At 64.7% G+C, this 18737-nt stretch carries 18 protein-coding genes; 13 read left to right on the forward strand and 5 right to left on the reverse strand.

Annotated features, from left to right (window positions below):
* Positions 1-62: 62 nt before the first annotated feature.
* Positions 63-836: a polysaccharide deacetylase family protein gene (locus P6U29_RS18725; RefSeq protein WP_407119354.1), complete on the reverse strand. Its 774-nt coding sequence runs from the start codon at positions 834-836 to the stop codon at positions 63-65.
* Positions 837-951: 115 nt separating this feature from the next.
* Here P6U29_RS18725 and mgtE point away from each other — a divergent pair, with 115 nt between their 5' ends.
* The 4 genes from mgtE (at position 952) to P6U29_RS18745 (ending at position 4805) form a co-directional block, all read left to right on the forward strand.
* Positions 952-2373 (forward strand): magnesium transporter, encoded by a 1422-nt coding sequence (gene mgtE / locus P6U29_RS18730; protein WP_407118910.1) that lies wholly within the window; start codon positions 952-954, stop codon positions 2371-2373.
* A gap of 226 nt (positions 2374-2599) precedes the next feature.
* On the forward strand, positions 2600-2896 hold the full coding sequence (locus tag P6U29_RS18735) for a helix-turn-helix domain-containing protein (RefSeq protein WP_407118912.1): 297 nt from the start codon (positions 2600-2602) through the stop codon (positions 2894-2896).
* A gap of 120 nt (positions 2897-3016) precedes the next feature.
* Positions 3017-3835: an aldo/keto reductase gene (locus tag P6U29_RS18740; protein ID WP_407118913.1), complete on the forward strand. Its 819-nt coding sequence runs from the start codon at positions 3017-3019 to the stop codon at positions 3833-3835.
* A gap of 49 nt (positions 3836-3884) precedes the next feature.
* A complete protein-coding gene (locus P6U29_RS18745; protein ID WP_407118914.1) occupies positions 3885-4805 on the forward strand; it encodes a hypothetical protein in 921 nt (306 codons plus the stop codon).
* A 315-nt stretch (positions 4806-5120) separates the two neighbouring features.
* Here the strand turns inward: P6U29_RS18745 and P6U29_RS18750 are convergent, their stop codons facing one another.
* The gene (locus tag P6U29_RS18750; RefSeq protein WP_407118915.1) at positions 5121-5834 is read right to left on the reverse strand and encodes a DUF599 domain-containing protein; all 714 of its coding nucleotides are present in this window, start codon (positions 5832-5834) and stop codon (positions 5121-5123) included.
* Between the two features lie 124 nt (positions 5835-5958).
* Here P6U29_RS18750 and P6U29_RS18755 point away from each other — a divergent pair, with 124 nt between their 5' ends.
* The 4 genes from P6U29_RS18755 (at position 5959) to P6U29_RS18770 (ending at position 8751) form a co-directional block, all read left to right on the forward strand.
* Positions 5959-6621 carry a glutathione S-transferase family protein gene (locus P6U29_RS18755; RefSeq protein ID WP_407118916.1) on the forward strand — a complete coding sequence of 221 codons (663 nt, stop codon included), beginning with the start codon at positions 5959-5961 and terminating at the stop codon, positions 6619-6621.
* 304 nt (positions 6622-6925) lie between these two features.
* Positions 6926-7129 (forward strand): hypothetical protein, encoded by a 204-nt coding sequence (locus P6U29_RS18760; RefSeq protein WP_085969273.1) that lies wholly within the window; start codon positions 6926-6928, stop codon positions 7127-7129.
* Positions 7130-7284: 155 nt separating this feature from the next.
* The gene (locus P6U29_RS18765) at positions 7285-8268 is read left to right on the forward strand and encodes a hypothetical protein (RefSeq protein ID WP_407118917.1); all 984 of its coding nucleotides are present in this window, start codon (positions 7285-7287) and stop codon (positions 8266-8268) included.
* A 42-nt stretch (positions 8269-8310) separates the two neighbouring features.
* The gene (locus tag P6U29_RS18770; RefSeq protein WP_036015220.1) at positions 8311-8751 is read left to right on the forward strand and encodes a DUF1489 family protein; all 441 of its coding nucleotides are present in this window, start codon (positions 8311-8313) and stop codon (positions 8749-8751) included.
* Here the strand turns inward: P6U29_RS18770 and panC are convergent.
* A complete protein-coding gene (panC, locus tag P6U29_RS18775) occupies positions 8748-9599 on the reverse strand; it encodes a pantoate--beta-alanine ligase (protein ID WP_407118918.1) in 852 nt (283 codons plus the stop codon). The two genes, P6U29_RS18770 and panC, sit on opposite strands and share 4 nt — an antisense overlap.
* 285 nt (positions 9600-9884) lie before the next feature.
* Here panC and P6U29_RS18780 point away from each other — a divergent pair, with 285 nt between their 5' ends.
* The 4 genes from P6U29_RS18780 (at position 9885) to P6U29_RS18795 (ending at position 13680) form a co-directional block, all read left to right on the forward strand.
* Positions 9885-10808 carry a division plane positioning ATPase MipZ gene (locus tag P6U29_RS18780; RefSeq protein WP_407118919.1) on the forward strand — a complete coding sequence of 308 codons (924 nt, stop codon included), beginning with the start codon at positions 9885-9887 and terminating at the stop codon, positions 10806-10808.
* A gap of 342 nt (positions 10809-11150) precedes the next feature.
* A complete protein-coding gene (locus tag P6U29_RS18785; protein ID WP_407118920.1) occupies positions 11151-12011 on the forward strand; it encodes an alpha/beta fold hydrolase in 861 nt (286 codons plus the stop codon).
* Positions 12012-12143: 132 nt separating this feature from the next.
* Entirely contained in the window at positions 12144-12893 is a 750-nt protein-coding gene (locus P6U29_RS18790; RefSeq protein ID WP_407118921.1) for a VWA domain-containing protein, read from the forward strand.
* Between the two features lie 61 nt (positions 12894-12954).
* Positions 12955-13680, forward strand: coding sequence for a DnaJ domain-containing protein (locus tag P6U29_RS18795; RefSeq protein WP_407118922.1), 726 nt, complete (start codon positions 12955-12957; stop codon positions 13678-13680).
* A 232-nt stretch (positions 13681-13912) separates the two neighbouring features.
* Here the strand turns inward: P6U29_RS18795 and P6U29_RS18800 are convergent, their stop codons facing one another.
* Positions 13913-15745, reverse strand: a complete 1833-nt coding sequence (locus P6U29_RS18800; protein ID WP_407118923.1) for a serine hydrolase — start codon at positions 15743-15745, stop codon at positions 13913-13915.
* Between the two features lie 387 nt (positions 15746-16132).
* Between P6U29_RS18800 and P6U29_RS18805 the strand changes: the two genes are divergently transcribed.
* Positions 16133-16471 (forward strand): phasin family protein, encoded by a 339-nt coding sequence (locus tag P6U29_RS18805; protein ID WP_035709745.1) that lies wholly within the window; start codon positions 16133-16135, stop codon positions 16469-16471.
* A gap of 72 nt (positions 16472-16543) precedes the next feature.
* Here the strand turns inward: P6U29_RS18805 and P6U29_RS18810 are convergent, their stop codons facing one another.
* The gene (locus tag P6U29_RS18810) at positions 16544-18475 is read right to left on the reverse strand and encodes a pilus assembly protein TadG-related protein (protein ID WP_407118924.1); all 1932 of its coding nucleotides are present in this window, start codon (positions 18473-18475) and stop codon (positions 16544-16546) included.
* Between the last annotated feature and the right edge of the window lie 262 nt (positions 18476-18737).

Genomic DNA, 18737 nt, shown 5'->3' on the forward strand with positions numbered 1-18737 from the left:
CATGAACAGAGTGTTAATGGGTCCCAAATCACCCCGTTTTGCGCCGGCGTGACATTCCGGCATCAGCGCGAATCAGCGCTCTTCTGCGGAGCGCCGGCCGCTACGACGTGAACCACGCGAAATCCGTTCTCTCTCAGATACCGCAGGAAGGCCGGCATGATCGCCGCCGTGCGCGCCTTGGGGTCGTGGAAGAGGATGATACCCTTTCCGGCCGCAGCTAAGCGCTCGGTGACGAGCTTCAACTCCTGCTCCGGCGTCATCTCGTTCCAGTCGCTGGCCCAGAGATCGGCACCGAACACGACGATGCCGCGCGACTGGAGCAGGTCGAGCTGCGCTTGCGTCCCCTCGAAATAGGGGAAGCGGAAGAACGGCGTCGACGGTGTCGTCGTCGACACCCCGTGCAGCGCCGTCTCGTCGGCCGCGATGCCGCGGTCGATCTCGCTCCTAGCCTTGTCGAACGGGATTCGCGCCATGAACGGATGCGAGAAGGTGTGGTGGCCGATGGTGTGGCCCTCGCGCGCGATGCGCTTGACCATATCGGGATGCTGGGAGGCGTGCAGGCCGATCAGGAAGAAGGTTGCGCGCACGCACTCCTGCGCCAGCGCCGCCAGCACCTTCGATGTGGTCGGCGGGTTCGGCCCGTCGTCGAAGGTCAGCACCACCTCGTGATTGGCCAGCGGCAGCGTCTGCGGAAAGCTCTTCAAGCCGATGCGTGGATAGGTCTTGGCATCGACGCTCAGGATACGCGAGGTGCCGAGCGCGTCCTTGCGCGGGCACTCGGCGGCATCCGTCGAGGCGATGCCGAGGACGGCCGCGACGAGCGCGCCCGCCATCATCGAGATCCACCTCGGTCCAAGCATCTTAGCCATTGCGCTCGCAGTTGCCTTGTGGGTATTGCCTGAGCGTCAGCCCAGATCACTCGTTCCAACCTGTCAAACGGCGAGGCGCGCCATGGATGAACATATGGACGTTGCCCCATCCGCTGCGGATTCGGTACTCGACCACGTGCCGATGCGCAATGAAGACGGCGAAATTCGTCACGAATTCGTCGAAGAAATTGCCCGTGCAATCGAAGCCGGCGACAGTGCGGCGCTGCGCGCCTGTGTCGCGGAGCTGCACGAGGCCGATCTCGGCGATTTGATCGGGGCATTGCAGCCCGACGACCGCGTCCGCCTCGTCGAGCTCACCGGCCGTGATTTCGACTTCTCTGCGCTGAACGAGGTCGACGAGACCGTGCGCGAGGAGATCCTCGAGGAGCTGCCGCCGGAGACGGTCGCCGAGGGTGTCCGCGAGCTCGAATCCGACGATGCGGTCGAACTCCTGGAGACCCTCGACGCCGAGGAGCAGGAGGAGATTCTCGAGAAGCTGCCGCTCAAGGAGCGCGTCGCGCTCGAGCGCAGCCTGCTGTATCCGGAGAACTCCGCCGGCCGCCGTATGCAGACCGAGTTCATCGCCGTGCCCCAGGATTTCACCGTGGGCCAGGCGATCGACTACATGCGCGAGACGCCGGATCTGCCCGACCGCTTTTACGAGATCTACGTCGTCGACAAGGACCAGCACTGGCAGGGCGCCGTGCCGCTCGACGTGCTCTTGCGCACGCGCCGGCCGGTGGCGCTGACCGAGCTCACCGACGAGGACCGTCGGCGCGTCTCCGTCCTGGAGGACCAGGAAGAGGTGGCGCGCATGTTCGGCAAATACAATCTCGTCGCCGCCCCCGTGCTCGACACCCAGGACCGCCTCGTCGGCGTCATCACCGTCGACGACGTCGTCGACGTCATCGAGGAGGAGGCGGACGAGGACCTCAAGGCGCTCGGCGGCGTCACCAGCGACGAAGAGCTGTCGGACACGTTCCTGACGATTGCCCGCGGCCGTTTCAACTGGCTGTTGGTCAATCTCGCCACCGCGTTCCTCGCGTCCTCCGTGCTCGGCCTGTTCGAGGGGCAGCTCGAGAAGATGGTTGCGCTCGCGGTGCTGGCGCCGATCGTGGCGAGCCAGGGCGGCAATGCAGCGACCCAGACCATGACGGTCGCGGTGCGGGCACTGGCGACGCGCGAGCTCGGCTCCTCCAATGCCTGGCGCGTGGTGCTGCGCGAGGCGCTGGTCGGCCTCGTCAATGGGCTCGCCTTCGCCGTGATCACGGGCATTGCTGCGGTCGCCTGGTTCAAGATCCCGGGCCTTGGCATCGTCATCGGGCTCGCCATCATCTGCAACCTCGTCGCCGGCGCGCTTGGCGGCATCCTGATCCCGATGGCGCTGGAGCGCGTGCGGGCGGACCCCGCGGTGGCGTCGGGCACGTTTGTGACCACCGTGACCGATGTGGTCGGCTTCTTCTCCTTCCTCGGCATCGCGACGCTCTGGTTCGGGTTGAAGTAGATTTCACCCTCACTCACGTGTCCCGGGCGCGCTGCGGCGCGTAGCGCTGCTGCGCAGAACCGGGACCCAGAAGGCGGCACGGTCCTGCGGCATATGGGCCCCGGCTCAGCAGCGCACCACGCCGCAAACGCGGCGCGCTGCGCTGCGTCCGGGGCACGAGACCTCGTATCTTTAATCCGAACTTAAGCGACCTGCCGCATCATCACCCGCGCGTGGGGGACTGGACATGCGGTTGCGACTGAAGGCGGATGGGCGGGTCGTGGAGTTGCGGGATGGGCAGGAATTTCCGGTCCAGCCTGCGGCCAATGCCGCGCCGACTGATACCGGCCCACTCGCGGTGCGCGATTTGCGCCGCCGCGCCTGCCTGACCCAGATGGAGTTCGCCGCCAAGCTTGGTGTCCCCGTCGAGACCATCCGCAATTGGGAGCAGGGCAAGCGCGCCCCTCGCGGCCCGGCCCGCGCGCTGCTCGCCGTGATCGCGCACGCGCCGGACATGGTGTTCCAGGCGCTCGCCAAGGTCTGACGCACACCTCGCGTTAGTCTTGCATTGAATATCCAGGCCTGGCCGCTGCGCCTTCCGTTGGCAGCATCATCGGCCGGGTCCATAATGACATTTGGGCTGCCGCAACAGAGAGGATTCCTCATGCTGTTCGTCGAGGCCAATGACGCAAGGATTCCGGCGATCGGGCTCGGGACCTGGGAGCTGGAAGGGCGCACCTGCGCGCGCGTGGTCGAGCAGGCGCTGCGGCTCGGCTATCGCCACCTCGACACCGCGCAGGTCTACGACAATGAGCGCGAGGTCGGCGATGGCTTGCGCGCCTCCGGCGTGCGCCGCGACGACGTCTTCCTCACGACGAAGGTCTGGACCAACCATTTCGCGCCCTACGATCTCGAACGCTCGGTCAAGGAGAGCCTCGCACGCCTGCGGCTTTCCTCCGTCGATCTGTTGCTGCTGCACTGGCCCAATCCCCACGTGCCGCTGGCGGAGACGCTTGGCGCACTGTCGCATGCAAAGACGATGGGCCTGACCCGGCACATCGGTGTCTCCAATTTCACGGTGGCGTTGATCGAGCAGGCGGTGGCGGCCTCGCCGGAGCCGCTCGTCTGCAACCAGGTCGAATATCACCCTTATCTCGACCAGGCGAAGGTGAGGGCGGCCTGCGACCAGCACGGCCTCGCGCTGGTCGCCTACAGCCCTATCGCCAAGGGTCGCATCAAGACCGACCAGACGCTTGCCGGGATCGGGCGCATCCACCGCAAGACGCCGGCGCAGGTCTGCCTGCGCTGGCTGGTGCAACAGAATGTCGCTGCGATCCCGCGCACCTCGCGCGTCGAGCGCCTGTCGGAAAACGTCGAGATCTTCGATTTCGAGCTGTCGGAGGAGGAGATGAGCCGGATCGCCGCGCTCGCCAATCCCAGGGGACGCCTGACCGACTTTGGCTTCGCCCCGAAATGGGATTGAGAGGGACCCGGGGTATGCTAGGACCGCGATGGCAACCCAAGATCGGTCGATGGAACTGCGGAAGATCATACGGACGGACATTGCGGCCTCGGCAATCGCGCATCTGACGCTGGTGGCGCTGATCATTGTGATCAGCGAGGTCCATCCGTTTCACGCCGCGCCGCCTGAGACTGTCACGGTCGACATCGTCACGCCGGAGCAGGTGAAGCAGGAGGAAGCCAAGGCCGAGGAGAAGGAAGCGGCGAAGGAGAAGCCGCCGGAGCCGCTTCCCGACCTGAAGCTGCCCAAGCTCGATGTTACCGACAAGGCGGACGCAGCGTCGAAGCCCGCAGCCAACCAGCAGGCTGCTGCACCATCGCCATCACCGCAGGTCTCGCCCGAGCCACAGCAGAAACAGCCGCAACCCGCACAGGCGTCGAAGCAGCGTGAGGCCGACCTGCAACCGCAGCCTCAGCCACCGCAGCAAGCTCAGCCTCAGCCGATGCCACAACCGCCGCCTCAGGCGATGCCGCAGCAGCAGGCGGCGCCGCCGGCCTATCAGGCGCCCCAGCCGGACGTCACCGTCAAATACGGAGTCATGCTGGGCCTGCCGCCCGAATTGCCGGTCGAGCCGAAAGGCGCGACCAAGGACGATGGCGGCGACGCCAAGGATTCGATCGCAGCCAAACTGCCGGCCGAAGTCATCGCCGCGCTTCGTCGTCATTTGCGAAGCTGCGCCAAGCTGCCCGCCGGGGTCGCGCCGACCGACAACGTCCACATCAAGCTGCGCACGGTGTTCGCCACCGACGGCACGCTGGCGCGCGAGCCCATCCTGATCGAAGCTCCGCCGTCCGCGAAGGGCGTGGCCATCGTCAAGTCGGCAATGAGCGCGCTCCAGAACTGCCAGCCCTACAAGATGCTGCCGGCCAATTTGTACGGGGAATGGAAGGTGCTGGACCTGCCGTTCAGCCCGAAGGATTTTGGGTCGTAGCGCTCCCGTAGCCCGGATGGAGCGGAGCGGCAGTCGTGTCAACCGGCGCGGCGCAGCGGCGTACTGGATTCCCGCCTGCGCGGGGAATGACAGTGATATTTGGAGGGCGAGCCGTCGACTCATATTCCGTCATTGCGAGGAGGAGAGTGCGCGCGCCACGCTTCGCTCGCGTGCCCCGGACGCAGCGCAGCGTCACTTCGACGATGCGCTGCAGAGCCGGGGCCCGTCTATCTATCTGCGCCGTGCCGCGTTGCCCTGGGTCCCGGCTCTAAGCTGCAATGCTTTACGCATTGCAGCCTGTCCGGGACACGTGCCTCAATGACTGCGCTTCATCCCCTCATCACCGTTCACCTCCGGCGCCATCGCGGCCCAGGCGCTCGACGCGAACTGCCTGCGCCAGGTCACGACCACCACGGCTGCGGTGGTCACGAACAGCACCCAAGGGCTGACGAACCAGCCGAGATAGCCGAGCGCGAAGAAGAAGGCGCGCTGGCCGCGGTTGAAATGGCGGCCGGCGGATTCGAACAGGCGCGAGGTGCGGATGACATGAGCTTCGGCCTCCGGCGTGTCGCGCCGGTCGGCCGGCGGCATGCCGCCGAACAGGATCGCGACATAGTTGAATAGGCGGTAGGCCCAGGCGAACTTGAAGAAGGCGTAGACGCAGATCAGCACGAGGCCGACGCATTTCAGCTCCCACATCGCGGGCGAGGTGCTGAGGTCGATCGGCAGCTTGCTCAGAATCGTGATCGCGTCGTTGGTAGCGTGCAGCAGCGCCAGAGCGCCGCCGAGCGCGAACAGGCTGGTGGAGGCAAAGAAGGCGGTGCCGTTCTGGAGCGAGGCCATGATCTGCATGTCGACCATGCGGGTATCTCGATCGAGCATCCGTCGCACCCAGACCTCGCGATAGCGATTCATGCGCGCCGACAGGCTGTCGCGGCCGTAGGCCGAGTGCTCCAGCGTCAGGGCATAGACCAGCCATTCGATGATGAAGAAGCCGACGGCGGCGATGTCGACCCAATGCCTGCTCATGTCTGTCTCCTGGCAAGGACCGCAACAATTGCCACGCATGACGGGGCGCAGCAACGATTGATTGGCGGCAGGCGATGGCGTTAAAAGCAGCTCGCTCTAGGACGTCTCGAGAAGGACTGGTGACATGGCTGCGCTGAAACTCGCGATCGGCAACAAGAACTACTCGTCATGGTCGATGCGGCCCTGGCTCGCGCTTCGCGCCAACGACATCCCGTTCGTGGAGACGCTGATCCCGCTCTATACCGACAATCCCGCGGACAAGGAGCAGATCCTGTCCTTCAGCCGCGCGGGCAAGGTGCCGGTGCTGGTCGACGGTGACATCACGGTGTGGGACTCGCTTGCCATCATCGAATACATCGCCGAGCGCTATCCCGAGAAGAAGCTGTGGCCCGACGATGTCGCTGCGCGCGCGCATGCCCGTTCGGTGTGCGCCGAGATGCATTCCGGCTTCGTGGCGCTGCGCAACGAATGCGGCATGAACCTGCATCGGCCGATCCGCTCCGTGACGCTGTCGGCGGACGCCAAGGCCAACATCGCGCGGATCGAGGAGATCTGGCGCGAGTGCCGCACCCGCTATGGCGCGAAGGGACCGTTCCTGTTCGGCCGCTTCGGCGCGGCGGACGCCATGTATGCCCCGGTCGTGCACCGCTTCCGTACCTATGCGATCGAGGTGGCGCCGGACACCAAGGGCTACATGGAGACAATGATGGCGTTGCCGGCGTTCCAGGAATGGACGCGCGACGGGCTGGCCGAGACGCTTCGGATCGCAAAATTCGAGGATGCCTGATCGGCAGGCCTGACGGGGGCAGCTGACCGTCTGCCGGCCGGCGGCCCTCAGGCCGCAATGGGCGAGGGCCGAGGGATCGGGAAGGTGCGACACTCGCCTGCGACAGGTCGGCAGAATGAGCCGCTCCGACGGTATCATTGGCCCGCCGGTTGGCCCCTATCATTCTGAAATGGCTGGAAAATTTGAGCGCGGATCATGCCGGCATGGCGCTGGCCAAAACGACGGGACGCATGCTATACAGCGGCCCGGGTTTCCGGCCGGCCATCGCAGTGGGACACTGGGCGAGGCAGGCGCTGTTTGAGTAATGGAGAGGGTGTTGAAGCACAAATTCCCCGTGGGAACGCGCGTCCTGTTCACGGCTAGCAATGTTGCGCGTCCGGCCGCCAGCGGCGCCTATGAGGTCATCCGCCTGCTGCCGACCGAAGGCGACGATTGCCAGTACCGGATCAAGAGCTCGACCGAAGCTTTCGAGCGCGTTGCCAAGGAAAGCCAGCTCGCGCTCTCCTGAAGGCTGACGCCGTCAGCGCATTGGCGCCCCCGGGAATTGCATTCTGCCGCCGTCAAAAGGCCTGCTTCACCTTCACAAGGTGAGCGGGGGCAGTTGCCGACTCGCGGTGCTCGCTTTGATCATCCGCTGTTTGCTCGCGTGAGGGGACGTCGCGCATGAACTGGGCATGGGCCACTTCGCTCGACCAAATCTGGCGTTCGCCGGCCTTCCCGATGTGGATGACGCTGGCGGCTGCCGGATTCTTCGGATTGATCCTCCTGATCACGCTGCTGCGCGCCGACAGATCGGTCGCCAACGGTGCGCTGACCGTCATTACGCTGTTATCCATCGCGATCGCCGGCGCTGCCACCGTGCGCGTCTATGGACCGGAAGCGCAGTCCGCTCCAGCCGAAGCGCGCGCGCACGGTGCGGTGACCGCGAGCCTGCCGGCCTTGTCCTGTCTCGACGATCTCGCCGGCGATGTTGTCGCCGCTGGCTGCGAGAAGGCGCTGTTCGGCGCGCCTGACGCAGCGGCTGCGGCGGTCTCCTACACGGCCGCCAGGATCGACCGGCTGACCGCGCTCGGCGACACCGCCTCGGCCGAGAAGAGCCTGACTGTCGACATGAAGGTGCTGCGCAAGTCGCTGGAGCGTGATCGCTACGGCCTTGTTGCGCATGTGCTGGTGATGCGCGACGGCTGCACGCAGTTCGATTGCGCCGCGTTCCGTTCGCTGACCGACCAGCGGCAGGTCGCTGCCAACATGGACTCCCATTTCTATGACACGCTGGTCGCGCGCTATGCGCCGACCTGGAACACGCCTGCAGCAGCGCCGGCGATGCCGGCCACTGCTGCGCTTGCCGGGGTGCCGCCATCGGTGCCGACGGGCAAGCCGACCAATGCCGAGTTCCCGAGCGCTTCGTCGACGCCGCCGGTGAGCATCATGAATCCGGAGCCGTCGACTGCGGCGACGCGCCAGGCAACGCCAGCCGCAAATGCAGCGGCGGCACCGCGTGCGCCGGCCGCGAACTCTCCACAGGCCGCAGCGCCGGCCGCGAAGAAGCCGCCGGCGCCAAAAGCTGCGCGTGCGCCGGCAGCCGCACCGGTTCCGCTCGCGCCGCCGCCGGCATCGGCCGCTGCTCCGGCTGCGGATAACGAGTAGATCGGCATTCCCAATGCGTGGCTGCCCGGCTAATGCTTGGGCATGCCACTCCATCTGATCAAGCTCGCCGTCGGCTGCGACTCCGTCAAGGAATTGAAGGAGTGGGTGGCCGAACGGATGCAGACCGCCAAGAAGAAGGGTCTGCCGCAACATCACATCCACATCACCCGGATGGTGCCCAAGCGCGACGCCGAAATCCTCGCCGGCGGTTCGCTCTATTGGGTGATCAAGGGCGAGATCGCCGCGCGCGAAAAGATCATCGGCATCGAGCCGTTCCGCGACAAGGACGGCATCGGGCGCTGCCGGATCGTGATGCAGCCGAAGGTGATCTCGGTCTCGCCGCGGCCGATGCGCCCGTTCCAGGGCTGGCGCTATCTGACCGACGATTCCGTGCCGGCCGATCTCGGCAAGTCCGCGGCCGGCTCGATCGCGGCGATGCCGGAGCCGATGCGGCGCGAGCTGCGTGATCTCGGGCTGCTCTAAACCGCGATATTGTCGATCAGCCGGGTGGTGCCGAGCTTGGCCGCGACCAGGATCCGCAGGGGGCCGTCCTTGCGCGAGGTGACCGGTGCCAGCGTCTCGGCATGGCGGACCTCGTAATAGTCGAGCGCCAAGCCTGCCGCCTTGATCATCTCGGAGCCGCCGGCCATCGCGGGCGCGATCGCATCGCCGGCACGGATGCGCCCGGCGCTCTCTTTCATGGCGCGGTAGAGGACGGTGGCGGTCTGACGCTCCTCGGGCGAGAGGTAGACGTTGCGCGAGGACATCGCGAGCCCGTCGCGCTCGCGCACGGTGCGGGAGCCGATCACGTTGACGCCGAGGTCGAGGTCGCGCGCCATCTGTGTCACCACCCGCAACTGCTGAAAGTCCTTTTCGCCGAAGATCGCCACATCAGGCCGGCACTGCGTGAACAGCTTGCCGACGACGGTGGCGACGCCGCCGAAGAAGTGCGGGCGGAAGCGGTCCTCGAGCCCGGCCAGCGCCGGCCCTTCCGGCACGATGCGGGTGGCAAAGCCCTCCGGATACATGGCCGCGACGCCCGGGTGCCAGACGATATCGACGTCCTCGGCGACGAGCTTGGCGATATCGGCCTTCCAGGTTCGCGGGTAGGCGCCAAAGTCCTCGGTCGGGGCAAACTGAGTCGGGTTGACGAAGATCGACACCACGACGCGAGTGGCGCGCCGCTTGGCAAGGCGAACCAGCGACACATGCCCGTCATGGAGGGCCCCCATCGTCGGGACCAGCGCGATCGTGGCCTTTCGCTTGCGGAGATTGTCGACGGCGCGTCGCAGGGCGGGGACCGTGCGGGCGATCAATGGGCTTGCTGACATCAGGACTCGACGGATTGGAAATCGGCGAAGGGTGCGGGCGCAGCGCCCGGCCGGCTAACCTTAACAAGTGGCGCTCGTGGACGCCATGCATCCGGATGCGGCACAGCATCCCGCGCAAGCCGGCGCAGCACGTCGCGACGTTGTGGGCTGGATCATAGACGAAAGAAGGTGGCGCGATTCACGATGAAGCAGGGCGCGCTGCGATTTGCATTACCTGTCACGCATTTCACTTGACCGCAGCGGCGGCCAACTCGAAGATATTTGTTAGGGGTGTTGAGGATCGCTATGCTTGTGCAGGCTAGCCAAGGCCAATCCGGCGCGGCGCATGTCGTCGTGCTCGGCAACGAGAAGGGCGGCTCCGGCAAATCGACCACCGCCTTGCACATTGCCGTTGCGCTCCTGAAGGCCGGCCAGCGGGTCGCCACCATCGACCTCGACTGCCGCCAGCGAAGCTTCACCCGCTATATCGACAACCGCGCCGCCTGGGCCCGTCGCACCAAGCTCGACCTCGAACTGCCGGTGCATCGCTGCATCAAGCTCGGCGAGACCATGCAGATTGCCGAGAACGAGAATTCCGAGTTCCAGCAGTTCATGGAGGCAGTCTCCGCGGTCGAGAGCAGCTTCGACTTCATCGTCATCGATACGCCCGGCACCGACAGCTATCTGATGCGGCTTGCGCATTCGATGGCCGACACCCTGGTCACGCCGATCAACGACAGCTTCCTCGATTTCGACGTGCTCGGCACCGTCGATCCCGCGAGCTACGCGGTGACGGGCGAAAGCCACTATGCCGAGATGGTGCGCGACGTCAGGCGCAAGCGCCGCCAGGTCGACGGCGCGACCACCGACTGGATCGTCGTGCGCAACCGCCTGTCCATGCTCGGCTCCCGCAACAAGCAGTTGGTCGCCGAGGGGCTGAAGGATCTGTCGCTGCGGCTCGGCTTCCGCTATGTCGATGGCTTTGCCGAGCGCGTCGTCTACCGCGAATTTTTTCCGCGCGGCCTGACCGCCCTCGACGAGATCGATGAGGCCACGCTCGGCATGCGGCCTAATCTCGGCCATCTCACCGCGCGGGAAGAGGTGACGAGCCTGCTCCGCCAGCTCAAGCTGCCGCTCGACGAGCGCGGCCGCCGTCGCGCGGCCAACCGGGCCGAGTGGTTCAGCCAGGTCGACAAGCCGCTTGAGGTCCACGACATCCTCGGCGCCTGACGCCTCGGTATGGCGCCGGTTCCAGCTGTTCGGGACGACCGCCTATCGCGGGAACCCGGCCGGCGCCGGCGCGTTCTCATCCTGCAGCTACTTCGAAATCGAACCGAATCGAAACCGGTTGCGTCGAATGGTGACCTGCACCCTGACGTAGCGGTATAGAATGGGGTGCTCAACAAAAGTGTGCGACGCACAATGAAAGGGCGGCCGGCTCACAATATTTAGCCTTCCTGTCACGCTCCTGTGACATATATTAGGGAATAGGCGACCAGGGGCCGAAGAGCCCCGGAAGAACACGATTTTCAACAGGGATTCAGGCCGCTAAGCCTGAGGCTGAGGACGAAAATGAAGCGTGGAATTGCCGTTCTGGTTTCGGTCAGTGCCCTCTGCGGCATCGCCTATTTCACGGCGAGCAAGTGGGCGATCAAGCACGAGACCATCACCTTTTACGATGCCTCCCGCGATAACCGCCCGGTTCCCGTTGACATCGCGGTGCGCCGCGACAAGGAATTGCAGGCCAATGCCGGCATGATCACGCTGCCGGTCGCCGTGATCAACCACGGCAACACCGTCAAGAACACCGAGTACGGCTTCCTCGCCAATATCTTCGCCGCGCGCGGCTACATGGTCGTGAGCCCGCAGCATGATTTGCCGACCGATCCTCCGATGGTCACCAAGCCCGGCGAACTCTACGTCGGCCGGCTGCCGCAGATCCTGCGCGGCGTCGCCAACATCCATCTCGCCATGCAGGAGATGAAGAAGGTTCAGCCCAACGCCGATTATGACAAGGTGACCATGGTCGGTCACTCCATGGGCGGCGACATCACGATGTACTTCGCCAAGCAGTATCCGGACGAGGTCAAGAAGGTCGTCACGCTCGACAATCTGCGCGTGCCCTTCGTCACCGCCGGCAAGTTCAAGATCCTCTCGTTCCGCTCGCAGGATCCACAGTTCAAGACCGACGCAGGCGTGCTCCCGACCGACGAGGAATGCGAGAAGGCGGGCATCCAGGTCGTGAAGACCGAATTCCAGCACAATGACATGCGCGACACCGGTCCGGATGCGGCCAAAAGCTCGATCCAGAGCATGCTCGACAAGTTCCTGAGCGCGACGGACAGCGAGGTGGCGCCGGTCGACACGCAATCGGCCCCGCCCAAGATCCTCGAGCCTGGCCCGGTCGCGCTGATGGCACCTGCCAAGAGCTGACGTACAAGGGCTGACATCGCCGCTCGACTGTAACGACCGTCAAAGCCTCCGCCGGCGCCCGCCCGCGGAGGCTTTGCGCATTGACCGGGCCGCATGCGCCGACCACATTAGCGTTCACGCAAGGTGCAAGCGATGTCGGGCGAACCCAACAAACCGCGCGGTCGCGATGCCGTCTCGGCGCAAGCAGACGGCGCGTTGCCGCAAGCGGGGACCTCCACCTCGGAAGACATCGCCGCCTTCGTCGCCAAGGCGCGGGCCCTGTCACCGCATGCACCGGGCGCGAAGGGACGGCTGATCTTTGCGCTGGATGCGACGATGAGCCGGCAGCCGACCTGGGACATGGCCTGCGCGCTCCAGGCCGACATGTTTCGCGAGGCCGCGGCGCTCGGCAGTCTCGACGTCCGGCTGGTTTATTATCGCGGCTTCAACGAGTGCCGCGCCACGGGTTGGATCTCCGACAGCGCCAAGCTGGCGACGCTGATGAGCAAGATCGATTGCCGCGGCGGCGACACCCAGATCGGCAAGGTGCTGAGCGAGGCCCGGCGCGAGGCGGTTGCATCCGGCGTGCGGGCCGTGGTTTTCGTCGGCGATGCCATGGAGGAAGAAATCGACGAGCTCTGCACCAAAGCTGGCGAGCTCGGCCTGCTCAAGGTGCCGGTGTTCGTGTTTCAGGAAGGTCATGACGCCGTCGCCGAGCGGGCCTTCCGCGAGATCGCACGCCTGACTGGCGGTGCCTGGTGCCGGTTCGATCCCGGTGCGGCGGCGCAGCTGCGCGAGCTGTTGCGGGCAGCTGCGGCCTATGCCGCCGGCGGACGTGAGGCGTTGTTGAAATTGGCCGGAAGTGTGAGCGGCGCGGCGAATCTGATCAGCCAGATGAAATAGCGGTCAGGCCGGCGGCAGTGAACGCCATGCTTTTTGACAAGAGGACGACTATATTCCGGCCATGACCCTGCTTGCCGGCGCTGTCGCCGTTATCACGCTTTACATGCTGCTCCAGATGTTCCGCTCCGCCAATCCGGCGGTGCTGGCGCGCACCATCAAATTCGGCGGCGGCGTGCTGGCGCTGGCGGCCGCGGCCTTCACGGGCTTGCGTGGCGAGCTGGCGGTTGCGATCCCGCTCGGAATTTTTGGCGCCGGGCTGCTCGGCTGGACGCCGTTGGCGAACGCCGGCTTCGGCAATGTCGGAGGGCTGTTCGGCGGCGGCGCGACGCGCCCGTCCGGGCAGGCCTCGCGGGTGCGTTCGCAATTCCTGGACATGCGGCTCGACCACGACTCTGGCCAGCTTTCAGGCCAGATCGTCGCGGGGCCTCACGCCGGGCGCAGTCTCGATGAGTTCGATCTCGCTGGCCTGCTGGCGATGGTCCCGACCTTCGACGCCGAGAGCGTGGCCTTACTTGAAAGCTATCTGGACCGCCGGTTTCCCGCTTGGCGTCAGAACGCGCAGGGCGATGCGGCAGGGCGGCAGCGCCGCACGGCGGCGAGCGGCAAAATGACGGCGGAGGAAGCCTATCAGATCCTTGGCCTGCAGCCGGGCGCGGGGCGCGACGACATCAGCCGGGCCCACAAGGCCCTGATGAAGAAACTCCATCCCGACCAGGGGGGCTCGACGTATCTCGCTGCCCGGGTAAACGAGGCCAAGGATACTTTGCTTCGCACGCATAACGGCTAACTCCGGCACCACGCTACAAACGCCCGTACCGCGTGAGCTCCGTTTGCTCTGTGTCGCCGTCGCCCGCCTGTGTCGGCGTGGTCGATCCCCTAATCAAAGTTTTAACCGTAAATCCTTGACGAGAGGTTGTCGTGGAACAACCCTTGTCGTGAACCGCGTCGGCATTACCACAGCCCCAAAACGAAAATGCCCGCGCAAGGCGCGGGCATTTGGTCTGCAATGGAGAAGGAGATCAGTTGCGGACGGTGATGCAGGAGATCTCGGCGCGCTTCAAGGTGCGGCAGACTGCTTCGGCCTGGTCGCGCTCGAGCCCGGCGAAGCGGGCGCGGTAGAGCTTGCGATTGTCCTTGGCGACAACGGGCTCGGTGAACGGGTCGGCCTTGCTGAGCAAGCCGCGCGCCGAGTTGCGGGCGGCATCGATGCGCTGCTGAGCTTCGTTCTCGCTCTCGAGCGCGCCGACCTGAACGATCCAGCCGCTGTGGGTGACGGCTGGTCTCGTGGTGGCGCTCATCTGGATCGGCTGCGGCGCCGGCTCGGCGGACGCGAGCTTCGGAGCGGCGGAAGCAGGCGCTGCGGCGGTTGCGGCCGGCAGCACCCCGAGAATGCCGTTGCCGGTGCCGAAGCCGGCCGGCTGCCGCGGCAGTTCGGTGCGGGCAATCTCGGCCTTCGGCGCTTCCGGCTGGGTCACCGCCTCCGGCTTGTTGACGAGATCCGCCCTGGCGACGACGGCGCCGGAGGTTTCCGCGACGTCCGAACGGGGCGGGATGGTGCTGGTGACCGGCGGCGCGACCTGAGCCGGGGCCGCGGAGGCGACCTTTACGGCGCCGGCCTTGACCTGAACCGTCTTGACCCGAACCGGCTTCATCGGCTCGGACGAGCCGGGGATGATGGAGAGCGGCTGGGTTGAGATCACGCCATTGGTGAGCGGCGCAGGCTCGACCTTGGACTCCGTCGGCCGAACTTCGGGTTTGGGCTGAGCGGGCGGCATCGCGGCAGTCGCGGCGGCCAGTGTCGACAGACGCGCGGCAAGGCGCGACGGGGCAGCCTCGGGAGCAGGCGCTGCAGCGGCCTGGACCTGCGGGGCGGAGCGGGGAGCATCCGACGCGTCGGCGACCTCGATATTGGCCTCGGCGCCGTTTCGCTCCGTGACCGCGGCGACGGTGTGGACGGTTGCACCCTTCTCGAGATTTTCGGCGAGCAGGTTGCGCATGATGGCGTCGCGCGAGCCGCCGCTGCGGCCGCCGAGCACGACGCCGATCAGGTGGCGGTTGCCGCGGCGCATCGAGGTGACGAGGTTGAAGCCGGAGGCGCGGGTGTAGCCGGTCTTGATGCCGTCCACGCCCTCGACGCTGCCGAGCAGGTGGTTGTGGTTGCGGATCGACTGTCCCCGCCAATTGAAGGTCGAGGTCGCGAAATAGCGATAGTAGCGCGGGAAGCGCTCCTGGATGGCGCGACCCAGCGTAGCCTGGTCGCGCGCGGTCGTGACCTGCTCGTCGTTGGGAAGGCCATTGGCGTTGCGGTAGATCGTCCGGGACATGCCGAGCGAGCGCGCCTTGCGCGTCATCATCTGGGCGAAGTCGTCCTCGTTACCGGCGATCGCTTCCGCGATCACCACGGCTGCGTCGTTGGCTGAGCGGGTGACGAGGCCCTTGATCGCGTCCTCGACGCGAATGGTCTGGCCGGCACGCAGATTCAGCTTGGTCGGATCCTGGTCGGCGGCGTGCTGGGACACCGGCATCTCAGTGTCGAGCTTCATCTTGCCGGACTCAAGGCGCTCGAACAGCAGATAGAGCGTCATGATCTTGGTTAGCGAGGCCGGGTGGCGAATCCCGTCAGGACTGGTCGCCTGCAGCACCGCGCCGGAATTGCCGTCGACGATGATGGACGCGAATTTCGGGCTGGAGCTCTCGGACACATCGCGCTGGACCCGGTGGTGCGCGTAGTGTCGGCGATGGCGCCGTGCTTCGGCTGCATCGGTGGTGAAGATGACTGCGGTGGTGACCGTAAGAAGCCCGAAAACGCCAACCCGCGCCAAGCGCGAGGAAGACAAGTTTTTACGAAGCATGGAACCCCGTCCCCGTTTCTGACTTGATCACCGGCCCGTGAGGCGAAATTGTGCCCAATAGACCGGGATCATTACCTGCTCAGGCTGTTCCTCCGCTGGTGTTCGCCGCGGGGGACAGTTGGACCCGAGCCGCTGTTCTGGCTAAGGTGATGTTCTCAAACGGCTTTTGGCCGCTCGCGGAAGTGAACACGTCCAGGGAATCAGGGTAGGGGGCCGCGGTTTCCAAAAGCTTAAGGAACCCTTGCGGGAAACCCTAGGAATCTCTGCCATTTGCATCGAGTTTTGTGCGACGCACAAGATTCTTGACTTTTTTGTGCGTTGCACTAATTTTGGGCGAAGTCAGGGAGCCGGGGCTTCCCGACGTGAGCCAGGGAAAAGGATTCCGACATGTTCAAGGTTGAAGACTTTCAGAACTACGGGAAAGAGCAGTTCGAGCAGTGCGTTGCCTCCGCGACCTCGGTGCAGCACGGCCTCCAGGCGATCGCCAGCGCCTATGGCGACTATACGAAGAAGTCGTTCGAAGACACCAAGTCCTTCGTCGAGAAGCTTTCCGGCGTGAAGTCGCTGGATAAGGCCATGGAAGCACAGACCGATTTTGCCCGTTCCGCCTACGAGACCTTCGTTGCGGAATCGCAGAAGATCGCCGGCCTCTATGGCGACCTCGCCAAGCAGGCGTTCAAGCCGGTCGAGACCATCGTGTCGAAGTTCACCCCCGCCGCGAACTGATCTTTCCGTTACCTCCTGGAATCGAAAAAGCCCAGCTGATCAGCTGGGCTTTTTTGCTGGTCGAAATGTCGATCAGTTCGCGATGCGCAGCTTGCTGAGCGCGGTTCCGATTGTATTGAAAATGGTCGCGATCTCGGTCGAGCTCTTGATCTCGTAGAACTTGTCCGGGGTGCTCGCGCAATATTTCAAGATGGCCGAGCTCGGATCGCCGCTGGTGTTCACTTGGATCGTATAGATCGTGTACATCGATGCGCCGTTGGAATCCTTGGCATTGTGCAAGTTGTCGCACAGCGCTTGCTGTCGGGCGTCAATCGAGCCGGGGAATGTGGCGTTGCCGTAGGTGGTAGTCTGATTGCTGCCGTTGCCGTAGGCCGGCCAGCGGTCTTCGGTATTGAGGCCGTCAGACAGCAGGATGATCACGCGATTGTAGGTGGTGCTGACGGTTCCGCTCTCGGCGGGGGCGTTCAGCGGATTACCCTGAAGCAGAGATTGCCAGGCCCAAGCCAGTCCGACCGCTTGGTTCGTGCCGCCGGTAGGTTGCATGGCGTTGACTGCCGCTTTCAGGGTGCTCCAGTTGTAGGTGAGCGGCATGATTGGTTCGAGCTGAGGCGAAGCGCTGTCGCTGCAATAGGCCGTGCCGTTCTCGAAGTATTGGTTGGCCGGAAACAATGTAGCGGTGTTGGACGACGACGGGGACGTACCTGTCGCGTCATTGGGCTGGGTGCGGTCGGCGATACAGCCGGTCCAAGTGCTGATCGGGTTGGTGGAGGCCTGCTGCCAATTGTTTTGAACGGTAGGGGTCGAATTGGTGGCAGTCCACTTGTTGTTGCTGAATCCGACGACGGCGCTGACCCGGGGCTGATTCAGATTGTGTGTGATGTCATTCGGCCCAGGTTGCGTCCAATCATGGGTATAGAGCGGGCCGGTGCATGACTTGCTGCTGCCGCTCCCTGAGCAACTGCAGCCGGAGACGCTATTGCCATAGGCGTCCAACGGGCAGCTGCAGCTTGAGCTGCCGGAGCAGAACGTTCCGTTGCCTGCAGATTTGCTCTCCCAGCAGCCATTGTACATCGTGTGGGAATTGGCGTCGACGCTCGGGCAGATGTAACCGCTTGACGGAACAACGTTGACGCCGTTGACCGTGTATTTCGAGCTGTTGTTTGCCGAACCGCTTGTGCAGTAGAAGCCGCCGCTGCTGTTCGACCAGGGGCATCGCGCGCCGGGACCCACCGCATGCCAATTCATCGGAAGACTGGCCTGGTAATTCCCGATTGTGTTCGCAGGCTGTGCGGTGGGCGGATTGAGCCAGTCGGTCCAATCAATCCAGCTCTGGCCGTAGTTGGTCGCGCCGACATTGATCGTCTTGGCGAATGGAATGAGCGAAATATAGACATCGCCATCGTTCTTGCTGAGCTTGCTGAGCTGATCGATGAGACCGCCGGAACCCGCGACTGCATTTTTCAAGGCGGTGATCTTCCCGTTCTGGGCCATCGACCCTGTATTGTCGAGCGCGAGCGCCACGCGCATCTTGGCGTTGCCCCAGGTCGCGGCCGACGAGGTGCTGAAGCCCAGCGTCGGGTAGCCGGCGATTTGCATGAACATGGAATCGATGTAGCTGGACCCTTGCAGAAGGATCTTCGCCGCCGCGCTCGTGGTTGCTGCAGTGTAGGTGACCGATAGCTGGACTCTGGTCTTCGCTACCGTATCGGCGGCCTCGTTGTCGGTGAACAGGCCACGGAAATAGTCCGCCGCCTTCTGGTTGATCTCGGACTGGGAGATAGTCCCGGCTGTCAGGTCCTTGGATACCATCAGTGCGGTCGAATCCAGGGCGGCCTGCATCGACGAGCGCGCGCGGGTGGCCCGGCTATAATCGATCGCGGCACCGACGAAGGTGAGCACCGGCACCAGCGCGATGGCGAAGATTACAGCGATATTGCCTTGCTCGGCTGCTGCAAAGCGGGCGAGCTGTCGACCAAGGCGGCTGACGAGGGACAGGTGAGACATGGCGATCCCCGAAATCTGTGTTTTGCCTGATTTCGCGCCACGCCATTGAATGGTAGGTAAACTGGACCGTACAAAACCGGAGCCATCCGTCGCAGGCGGGTCAACGGCCAGGTTCCTGGTCAATACGTTCCAAACGCGCCGGGCAGAAATTTTTGTCAAATCGGTCCGGATTGATTAACCTGATCAGGATCGCCCGGACCGGGAATCGGGACTGCCGCTGCCGCATCGGCCGAACCTCACATGCTTGCGGCCAGCCGGGGGC

Origin of the sequence: Bradyrhizobium sp. LMG 9283 (assembly GCF_045571415.1) — a bacterium.
GTDB lineage: Bacteria > Pseudomonadota > Alphaproteobacteria > Rhizobiales > Xanthobacteraceae > Bradyrhizobium.